Annotated in this window: 1 protein-coding gene; it reads left to right on the top strand. The window is 71.7% G+C overall.

Annotated elements, in window-relative coordinates:
- The coding region (locus A5481_RS28755; protein ID WP_197514261.1) for a PAS domain-containing protein at positions 1-428 on the top strand (428 nt) is incomplete at both ends.

Below are 428 nucleotides of genomic sequence, written 5' to 3'. Positions count from 1 at the left end.
TGCTGCGGCAGCGGCACGCCCCTCGACGCGACCTACCGGGTGCGCCACCGCAGCGGCGCCTATCGCTGGATGCTCGGCCGCGCCGTCCCGCTCGAGAGCGCCGACGGGACGATCCGCGAATGGGTCGGCACGATGGCCGACATCGACGAGCAGGTCCGCGCCGCGGAGGCCCTGCGCACCAGCGAGGAGCGACTGCGCCTCGCCATGGCGGCGGCCGAGATGATGACCTGGGACATCGATCTGGCGACCCGGAAGGTCACCTGCTCGGAGATCGGCGAGAGCCTGATGGGCGTGACCAACGGCCCGCTTGACGAGTTCCTGGCGATGATCCTGCCGGAGGACCTGCCGGGCGTCCTCGCCAGCCTCGAACCGGCCCTGCGGGGCGAAGGCGCCTACGACGCCCAGTACCGGATCATCGACCACGAGGG

It is taken from the genome of Methylobacterium platani, from assembly GCF_001653715.1.
Taxonomy (GTDB): domain Bacteria; phylum Pseudomonadota; class Alphaproteobacteria; order Rhizobiales; family Beijerinckiaceae; genus Methylobacterium; species Methylobacterium platani.
Note: the sequence above shows the minus strand (reverse complement) of the source record. Positions and strands in the feature narration are given on the sequence as shown.